Here is an 8,262-nt window from a genome sequence, read left to right as displayed (position 1 = left end):
CCCCCATCGGGGCGAAGTCGGCGAAGTGATCGGCATTGAACGCGGTCAGCGCGACCAGGACGAACATGACCAGCACGCTGAGCTTGATCAGCACCATGATCGCGTTCACCGTGGTGGATTCGCGCGTGCCGCGGAGGAGCAGCAGCATGCACATGCCGACGAGCACGATCGCGGGCAGGTTGATGATTCCCCCCTCAGCCGGTGCCGCGCTGAGCTCGGGCGGGATGCGCCAGCCGAACAGGTCCTCGAGGAGGAGGTTGAGGTAGCCGCTCCACCCGGAAGCGACCGCTGCCGTGGACACCCCGTATTCGAGCACCAGACAGGCCGCGACAAGCATCGCGACGCCCTCGCCGAGCGTGGCGTACGCGTAGGAGTAGGACGATCCCGAGACCGGCACCGCCGAAGCCATCTCGGCGTAGCAGAGCGCGGACAGCCCCGCCGCKAGGCCGGCCAGGATGAACGAGATGATGACGGCGGGTCCGGCGAGCGGCACCGCTTCGTGCATCACGAAGAAGATGCCGGTGCCGACGGTGGCGCCCACGCCGATCATCGAGAGCTGGAAGGTGCCGATCCGACGTTCGAGCCCACCGGGATGGGGCGTGGGTGGCACGATCGGCTTGCGCCGGGAGAGCTGCTCACGAAGGCTCACGGATGCCCCTTCCTCACTTTGCTCGTCAGCGTATCGCCGCGGGGGCCCTGCCTGTCCAGGCGGCTGCCTCGTTCGTGAGGCCCCGCTCGGCCGAACCGGCGAGCGCGGGAGCTGTCACCCGACGACGCCGTCCAGATACCACCACCGCGCGCTCTGGAACACGAAGCGGCTGCGCTCGTGCAGCACCCCGCTCTCGCGCGCCTGCCGCCAGTGCGCGCGGAACTCGACAGTCCCCCGCTTGTCGCCGGCGAGCCCCGACTCGCAGTCGATCACCTCCAGGCCGGTCCAGCGCAGATCCGGCTCCAGATCGAGCGTCTCGGGTCGGGTTCCGGGGTGCCAGGTCGCCGAGAGGTAGGCGGCATCGCCCACGACGAAGGCGGTGTACCGCGAGCGCATCAGCGCCTCGGCGGTCGGCGCCGGAGTGCCGCGCAGCGCCGGGGCGCAGCATCCGTCGAAGCGAACGCCGCTGCCGCACGGGCACGGGTCGCCATCTCGGACGGTGGCGAACGAAGCGGTCATGGCGAGGTCGAGCCTATGGCCGCGCCGGCGGACGGCCGTCGTCCGCGCAGGCGCGACCCGCGCGCCCTAGCGTGGGACCATGCGCATGTCCGCCATCGTCCGAGCGCCGCAGCGCGCTCCACTGCTGCACGTCGCGAAGTCCGCCGTCGCGACCGCGGCGGCCTGGATCGTCGCCGACCTCATGACCCCCGGACCGCCGGTGTTCGCCGCGATCGCCGCGCTCCTGGTGGTGCAGCCGAGCGTCAACCAGTCGTTCGCGAAGGCGATCGAGCGCAGCATCGGCGTGATCGCCGGAGTCGTCGTCGCCTCGGTGTTCGGCATCTGGCTCGGCGATGCCACGTGGGTCGTCATCCTCACCGTCACCGTCGCCCTGCTGATCGGCTGGGCGCTGCGCATGACCGCGGGCACCGCGAACCAGGTCGCGATCAGCGCCTTGCTCGTGCTGGCGCTGAGCTCGGCGACGCCGCAGTATGCGTTCGACCGCATTCTGGAGACCCTGATCGGTGCCGCGATCGGCGTCGTCGTCAACGTCGCGCTCGTTCCCCCTGTGGCGGTCACACCCGCGCACCGTGCCGTCGAAGCGCTGGGCGAGGGTCTCGCGAGCGCCCTCGAACGTCTCGCCGACGCGCTGGAGCATCCCCGCACCCCGTCCGAGCTCGCACAGCTGCTGCTCGACGCCCGCGCGGTGCGCCCGGCGCTCGAGGAGGCGGACCGGGCCCTCGCCGCGGGCGCCGACTCCCTGATGCTGAATCCGCGCAGCCGCCGGCACCGCGCCGAGCTGGTCGCACTCGAGGCCGCCGTGGAGCGGTTCCGGCCGATCGTCACCCAGATGATCGGCATGACCCGCGGCTACAGCGAGCGCTATGAGGTCGACATCGTCGACGACCCCGCCGTACGGGCGATCGCCGAGCAGCTTCACCGCGCGTCGCACGACGTGCGGCTGCGCGTGCGCACGACCGAATCGCCCGCTTCGCCTGGGGTCACCCGCGCGGATCTCATCGACGACGAGGACGACGTCCTGCCGATCGACGAGCCGCCCGCCCTCACCGCGCAGCTGCAGATCGCGCGGCCCCCTTCCACCCACTGGATCCTGATCGGGTCGCTCCTGGAAGACCTCCGCCGCATCCACGAGACCCTCACGGAACCGGATGCCGCGCCCTGACGGGTGTGGATAACTCGCCGCAGCGCCTGCGACCCGTAGGTAGCCTGGCCGCGTGAAAGCTCGTGTGCTGGCCGCCGCCGCGGTGCTGGCGTGCGTCATCACGACGGCCACCGGATGCTTCGCCCAGCCGGATCCCGAACCCACTCCGCTCTTCTCCTCTGAGGAAGAGGCGTTCGCCGCGGCCGAGGCGACCTACCGCGCCTACGTCGATGCGCTGAACCAGGTCGATCTGAGCGATCCGGAGACGTTCGAAGAGGTCTACGCCTGGACCACCGGCGACTTCAACGCCGATGAGCGCAAGACGCTCTCGGAGTGGCACGCCGAAGGCTGGGTGGTGCAGGGTGAGACACGGATTGCCCGCCTCGATCACTTGACATCCAGCGCCGACTTCGACGAGGTGAATCTCGGATCCTGCGTCGACGTGTCGAGAGTGGTTCTGCAAGACGCGAGTGGCGAGTCACAAGTCGCCGCTGCTCGACCAGATGTTCAATCCACCAAAGTGACGGCAGTGCCAGCCGATGGCTCACCCACGGGCTACCGAATCGCGGAAATCGTCGGCTTCGACCTCACGCCGCCATGCATGCCGTAAGTGGGCTGGCAGCCGTCGGAATCGTCGTTGTCCTCGCGATGGCCGGTCCGGCACCTGCGGACAGATGTGGACTCTCTGGCATGTGGGGCGCGGACTGCAAGGTAGAAACACCGGCTCCCAAGTCGATATCGGCGCGACCGAAGACCGCCCAGGATCCACGACCCCCGACCGCAACCGCGATGACAGCAACGCCGACCAGGCTCCCCCGGTCCAGCCCGCGTATGACCCGACCTGCCTGACCGAGTTCTGCCGCCCGCTGTACAGCGTCCTGTCGATCMCCGACGTCACCCTCGCCGACCTCGCCTCGTTCCGCCCCGCGGTCCCCTCCCTCACCGGCGAACCGCTCGGCTTCGGCGTCGCCGGAATGCCGGCGAACATCGTGGCCGCGGCATCCGAACAGCGCATTCCCGGCGTCGTGCTCGGCTGGGACGTCGTCGTGCGGTTCGTGCCGACGGACTACACGTTCGACTACGGCGACGGAGGAAGCGCGCGCACCACGACCGGGGGCGCCACCTGGCCCGATCTCCGCCAGGCGCAGTTCACCCCGACCGCCACCAGCCACGTGTATCGCTCGCGCGGCAGTTATCCGGTCGCCGTCACGGTGCGCTACGCCGCCTCGGTCGACTTCGGCACGGGCTTCCGTCCGGTCGACGGCCATGTCAGCGCGACGACCGCGGGGTACGACGTCCGCGTCGTGGAGGTCCGCACGGCCCTCGTCGACAAGACCTGCGCCGAAGATCCCCGCGGTCCCGGCTGCTGACCGCGGGGCGGGGCCGCGAGGCCCCTGACGGGCACCCGAAGCCGGGCGTATCCTCCGACTACCTGCCCGAAGGGAACGATGATGTCCACGACCGACGGCGAAAACGACTCCCGCGCGGTGGAGACCCTRCAGACGGCGGACGACCTGGCCCTGCGGGTGCTGCAGTCCGCCGTCGGGGCGGCCGAGACGATGGCTATCTACCTCGGTGACCGGCTCGGCTGGTATCGCAGCCTCGCCGCGGACGGTCCCGCCACCGCGGGCGACCTGGCCGCGCGCACGGGTACGAACGCACGGTATGCCCGCGAGTGGCTCGAGCAGCAGGCCGTGTCCGGGCTTCTGCTCGCCGACGGCTCCGACGACGCCGAGAGGCGCCGTTTCGAGATCACGGATGCCGCGGCCGAGGCCCTCACCGACGAGCGGAGCCTCGCGTACATCGCGCCGCTCGCCCGCATGTTCGGGGCCGTCGGGCCGCAGCTGCCCGCCCTGCTGGAGGCCTACCGCAGCGGAGGCGGAGTGAGCTGGCAGCAGCTGGGCGACGACGCGCGCGCCGGCCAGGCCGACATGAACCGGCCGTGGTTCGACCAGCTCGCCCGCGTGTTCCCCGAGGTCGACCATCTGCACCGCGTCTTGAGCACCCCGGACGCGCGCATCGCCGATGTCGGGATGGGCGCCGGCTGGTCTTCGATCGCGCTCGCCCAGGGCTACCCGAACCTCCGCGTCGAGGGCTTCGATGTCGACGAGCCGTCGGTGCAGCTCGCCCGCGCCAATGCTGAGGCCGCGGGGGTCGCCGATCGCGTGCAGTTCCATCTGGCCGGCGGGGACACCCTCGAGAAGGAGGGACCCTTCGACGCGGCCTTCGCGTTCGAGTGCATCCACGACATGCCACAGCCCGTCGACGTCCTGCGCGCGATGCGCCGTGCGGTGTCGCCGGATGGCCTCGTGATCATCATGGACGAGGCGGTCGGGGATCGCTTCGCGGTGCCCGGGGCGGAGTTCGACGCCGTGATGTACGCCTTCAGCCTCTTCGTATGCCTCCCGGATGGGATGTCGCATCAGCCGAGCGTCGCCACCGGTACGGTGATGCGCCCCGACACGCTGCGTTCCTACGCCCGGGCCGCCGGGTTCGCAGAGCTCACTATCCTGCCGATCGAGGACTTCGGCTTCTGGCGCTTCTACGAGCTGCTCGGACGCCGCTCCGACGCCCCCTGAGTTCGGTCGAGGGACGGATGCCGCGGCATCCGTCACCTCCGACGCGTCAGTCGCCCGTGCCAGGATGATCCCGTGACCGACCGCCTCATGCTCCTCGATTCGGCATCCCTCTACTTCCGCGCCTTCTACGGCGTGCCCGACACGGTGCGCGCGCCGGACGGCACGCCGGTGAACGCGGTCCGCGGGTTCCTCGACATCATCACGAAGCTCGTGACGCTGTATCGCCCGACGCACCTCGTCGCCTGCTGGGACGACGACTGGCGCCCGCAATGGCGAGTCGAGCTGATCCCGACCTACAAGACGCACCGGGTCGCCGAGGTCGTCGAGGTCGGCCCCGACATCGAGGTCGTGCCCGACCCCCTCGAGGTGCAGGTGCCGGTGATCCGCGAGGCGCTCGACACCCTCGGCATCCCGATCGTCGGCGCCGCCGAGCACGAGGCCGACGACGTGATCGGCACGCTCGCGACGCGCGCGACGCTCCCCGTCGACATCATCACCGGTGATCGCGACCTCTTCCAGCTGGTCGACGACTCCCGTGACGTCCGGGTGATCTACACCGCTCGCGGCAYGAGCAACCTCGAGATCGTGACCGACGCCGTCGTGGTGTCGAAGTACGGGGTGCTCCCGAGCCAGTACGCCGACTTCGCCACTCTCCGCGGCGACTCGTCGGACGGCCTWCCCGGTGTCGAGGGCATCGGCGAGAAGACCGCAGCGGGACTCTTGGCCACGCACGGCGACCTCGCGGGCATCCTCGCCGCGGCTGAGGCCGGCGAGGGTATGTCCTCCGGCATCCGCGCCAAGCTCCAGGCGGGGCTCCCCTATCTCGCCGTCGCCCCGAAGGTCGTCGCCGTCGTGCGCGACCTCGACCTGACGGTCCCCGACACCCTGCTGCGTCCGCTCGATGAGTCCGCGAAGAAGGATGCCGCATCCCTCGCCGAGCGCTGGGCGCTGGGTGCGGCGATGACCCGGATCGTCGACATCCTCGACACCGTCTGACCCGCACGCCAACCCGGCGTACTCCCCCGGGAGTACATGCCTGCCGTCCCCGGATCGGACGACTCCCGCTGCCGTGCGGCGTACGATCGACCGCATGCCGCGCGACACCTGGGATGCGTCCGGGCCCCGGTTCGGTCCGCCGCCCGCGGTGACGCTGTTCGTGCCGGTGGTCGTCGCCTTCGTCATCCAGGTCCCTGCGACGATCGCGGTCTCGCTCTGGCAGGACGTCCCCCCGCCTTGGGCGGGCCTGAGTGTGGCACTGGCCGCGGCATCCGCTCTCGCCCTCCTCGCCGCCCGGCGCTGGCCCGGTCCGACCGTGGCCGTCGTTGCCGCGCTCACGACGCTCGACCTGTTCGTCCCGCCGGACGCGGGGCCGGCGTTCATCGCCCTCGCGTTCGCGATCGTCGGCGGCATCGTCCGCGGCGCGCGATTCTGGGCGCTCCTCTCGGTCGGGCTCGCATGGCTCACCGCGGTCGTCGCGAGCGGCCTGATGGGGATGAGTTGGCATCCGTTCCGCGTCGCCATCACCACCCTGGCCCTCGCGATCTGCGTCGGCATCGGGGAGGGCATCCGCGCGCGGCTGGAGCACGGCCGGGCGCGGCGGGCTCAGCTCGCGGAGCGGCGCACCGCGAGCGAGCAGCAGGAGCGCACCCGCATCGCCCGGGAGCTTCACGACGTCCTCGCCCACTCGCTCAGCCAGATCGCGGTGCAGTCCGGCGTCGGCCTGCACCTGTTCGACAAGGAGCCGGAGCGCGCCCGCGAGGCCCTCGCGAACATCCGAGCACTCAGCGCCACCGGCCTCGACGAGGTCCGCGGCGTGCTGTCGTTCCTCCGCGGCGATGAGCCCGCGACCTCCACCGCCCCGCTGACCCCGCAGCCGCAGCTCGCGCAGCTTCCCGCCCTGGCCGTCCAGCGCAGCGGGCTCGGACTCGAGATCGAGCTCGACGATCGCCTCGCCGGCGACCAGCCGCCGAGCGCGACGCAGGCGACCGCCTATCGCATCGTGCAGGAGGCGCTCACCAACGTGGTGCGCCACTCCGCGGCATCCCGCGCCACGATCGTCCTGGATCGGGATGCCGATCACCTCGTCGTGACCGTGCTCGACGACGGCAGCGGCATCGCCGCGGATTCGATCGAGCGCGGTGGCCTCCGCGGGATGCGAGAGCGCGCCGAGCTGGTGGATGGCGCCCTCACGGTCGCGCCGGCCGCGAGCGGCGGCACCGAGGTCATTGCGCGACTGCCCTGGAAGGCCACGGCATGATCCGGGTCGCGCTCGCCGATGATCACCAGCTCGTGCGCGCGGGCTTCCGTGCCCTGCTCGACTCGGAGCCCGACATCCAGGTCGTGGCCGAGGCGTCCGGTGGCGAGGCCCTGCTGCGCGCCATCCGCGCGACACCCGTCGACGTGGCCCTTCTCGACATCCGCATGCCCGACGGCGACGGGCTCTGGACGACGGAGCAGATCGCCGCCGACCCGGCACTGCACTCCGTCAAGGTCGTGATCGTCACGACGTTCGAGCTCGACGAGTACGTGGCGCGCGCGATCCGCGCCGGCGCGAGCGGGTTTCTCGTGAAGGACACCGAGCCGGTCGATCTCATCCGCGCGGTGCGGGTCGTCGCCGCGGGCGATGCGCTGCTCTCGCCGGGCATCACGCGGCGGCTGCTGGAGCGTGCCGCGGTGGGAATGAAGGATGCCGTCGCCCCGAGCGAACTCGCCGGTCTCACCGACCGCGAGGTCGAGGTGCTGCGGCTCGTCGCCCAGGGCCTCACGAACGACGAGATCGCCGGAGCGCTGTTCCTGTCCCCCCTCACCGCGAAGACGCACGTCTCGCGCATCATGCAGAAGCTGCACGCCCGGGATCGAGTGCAGCTGGTCGTGCTCGCTTACGAGTCCGGTCTCGCCACACCCGGCTGGCAGCAGTAGCCGCACCGCCGCTACTCCCCCGGGAGCAGCCCGAGTGCGTCCCCCGGGCAGATTCGCCGGAGCCGGCTCCGGCGTTGACTCGAGGCATCCGATCGGCGACGGCTGTCGCTGATCCTGACGAGAGGATGACCATGTCCGCAGCACTCGCCACCGCAATGGTGGCCACCCACTTCGCCGGCCCCTGGGTATGGGGCCCCTGGTTCCTGCTGATCCCGCTGTTCTGGATCACCGTGTTCGTGGTGCTGTTCATCGTGTTCGGCCGGCGCTGGCGCCGCAACGCTGCGGAGAACGGCTACGGCCCGCACGGACGCCTCAACGCGGCCCGCCAGGCGGAGGTCACCCTCGCCGAGCGCTTCGCGAAGGGCGACATCGACGAGGTCGAGTACCGCGCCCGCCTCGAGGTGATCCGCGCCAACGCCGTGAGCTGACGGAGGGGGCGCCGGTCGACCACCGAC

General features: G+C 70.9%; 10 protein-coding genes. 8 read left to right on the top strand and 2 right to left on the bottom strand.

The genetic code is table 11. The features are described from left to right. Together AC1DVT_RS15670 and AC1DVT_RS15665 are read right to left on the bottom strand one after the other, a co-directional pair. Positions 1-649 (bottom strand): APC family permease (locus AC1DVT_RS15670; protein ID WP_477389929.1); only part of this gene is annotated, 649 nt, incomplete at its 3' end. A 114-nt stretch (positions 650-763) separates the two neighbouring features. After that, complete coding sequence (locus tag AC1DVT_RS15665; RefSeq protein WP_477389928.1) at positions 764-1,168, bottom strand: YchJ family protein; 405 nt, start codon at positions 1,166-1,168, stop codon at positions 764-766. 79 nt (positions 1,169-1,247) lie between these two features. Between AC1DVT_RS15665 and AC1DVT_RS15660 the strand changes: the two genes are divergently transcribed. The 8 genes from AC1DVT_RS15660 to AC1DVT_RS15625 all read left to right on the top strand — a co-directional run bounded on the left by AC1DVT_RS15660 (position 1,248) and on the right by AC1DVT_RS15625 (position 8,235). After that, positions 1,248-2,330: an FUSC family protein gene (locus tag AC1DVT_RS15660; protein ID WP_477389927.1), complete on the top strand. Its 1,083-nt coding sequence runs from the start codon at positions 1,248-1,250 to the stop codon at positions 2,328-2,330. 52 nt (positions 2,331-2,382) lie between these two features. After that, entirely contained in the window at positions 2,383-2,919 is a 537-nt protein-coding gene (locus tag AC1DVT_RS15655) for a hypothetical protein (protein WP_477389926.1), read from the top strand. 64 nt (positions 2,920-2,983) lie between these two features. Further along, on the top strand, positions 2,984-3,679 hold the full coding sequence (locus tag AC1DVT_RS15650) for a PKD domain-containing protein (protein ID WP_477389925.1): 696 nt from the start codon (positions 2,984-2,986) through the stop codon (positions 3,677-3,679). An 81-nt stretch (positions 3,680-3,760) separates the two neighbouring features. Next, the gene (locus tag AC1DVT_RS15645) at positions 3,761-4,888 is read left to right on the top strand and encodes a class I SAM-dependent methyltransferase (RefSeq protein WP_477389924.1); all 1,128 of its coding nucleotides are present in this window, start codon (positions 3,761-3,763) and stop codon (positions 4,886-4,888) included. 72 nt (positions 4,889-4,960) lie between these two features. Then, on the top strand, positions 4,961-5,884 hold the full coding sequence (locus AC1DVT_RS15640) for a 5'-3' exonuclease (protein WP_477389923.1): 924 nt from the start codon (positions 4,961-4,963) through the stop codon (positions 5,882-5,884). Positions 5,885-5,978: 94 nt separating this feature from the next. Next, positions 5,979-7,145, top strand: a complete 1,167-nt coding sequence (locus tag AC1DVT_RS15635; protein ID WP_477389922.1) for a sensor histidine kinase — start codon at positions 5,979-5,981, stop codon at positions 7,143-7,145. After that, on the top strand, positions 7,142-7,807 hold the full coding sequence (locus AC1DVT_RS15630) for a response regulator (RefSeq protein WP_477389921.1): 666 nt from the start codon (positions 7,142-7,144) through the stop codon (positions 7,805-7,807). Before AC1DVT_RS15635 ends, AC1DVT_RS15630 begins: the two co-directional genes overlap by 4 nt. A gap of 131 nt (positions 7,808-7,938) precedes the next feature. Next, positions 7,939-8,235: an SHOCT domain-containing protein gene (locus AC1DVT_RS15625; RefSeq protein WP_457098274.1), complete on the top strand. Its 297-nt coding sequence runs from the start codon at positions 7,939-7,941 to the stop codon at positions 8,233-8,235. Positions 8,236-8,262: the final 27 nt, after the last annotated feature.

The organism is Microbacterium sp. P2_F9 (genome assembly GCF_056403635.1).
This window is presented reverse-complemented; position numbering and strand designations above follow the sequence as displayed.

What these genes read in the sequence shown, in the direction of transcription:
- AC1DVT_RS15665 (WP_477389928.1), bottom strand. Translation starts at nt 1,168, where the DNA reads ATGACCGCTTCGTTCGCCACCGTCCGAGATGGCGACCCGTGCCCGTGC.
- AC1DVT_RS15660 (WP_477389927.1), top strand. Translation starts at nt 1,248, where the DNA reads ATGCGCATGTCCGCCATCGTCCGAGCGCCGCAGCGCGCTCCACTGCTG.
- AC1DVT_RS15635 (WP_477389922.1), top strand. Translation starts at nt 5,979, where the DNA reads ATGCCGCGCGACACCTGGGATGCGTCCGGGCCCCGGTTCGGTCCGCCG.
- AC1DVT_RS15630 (WP_477389921.1), top strand. Translation starts at nt 7,142, where the DNA reads ATGATCCGGGTCGCGCTCGCCGATGATCACCAGCTCGTGCGCGCGGGC.
- AC1DVT_RS15625 (WP_457098274.1), top strand. Translation starts at nt 7,939, where the DNA reads ATGTCCGCAGCACTCGCCACCGCAATGGTGGCCACCCACTTCGCCGGC.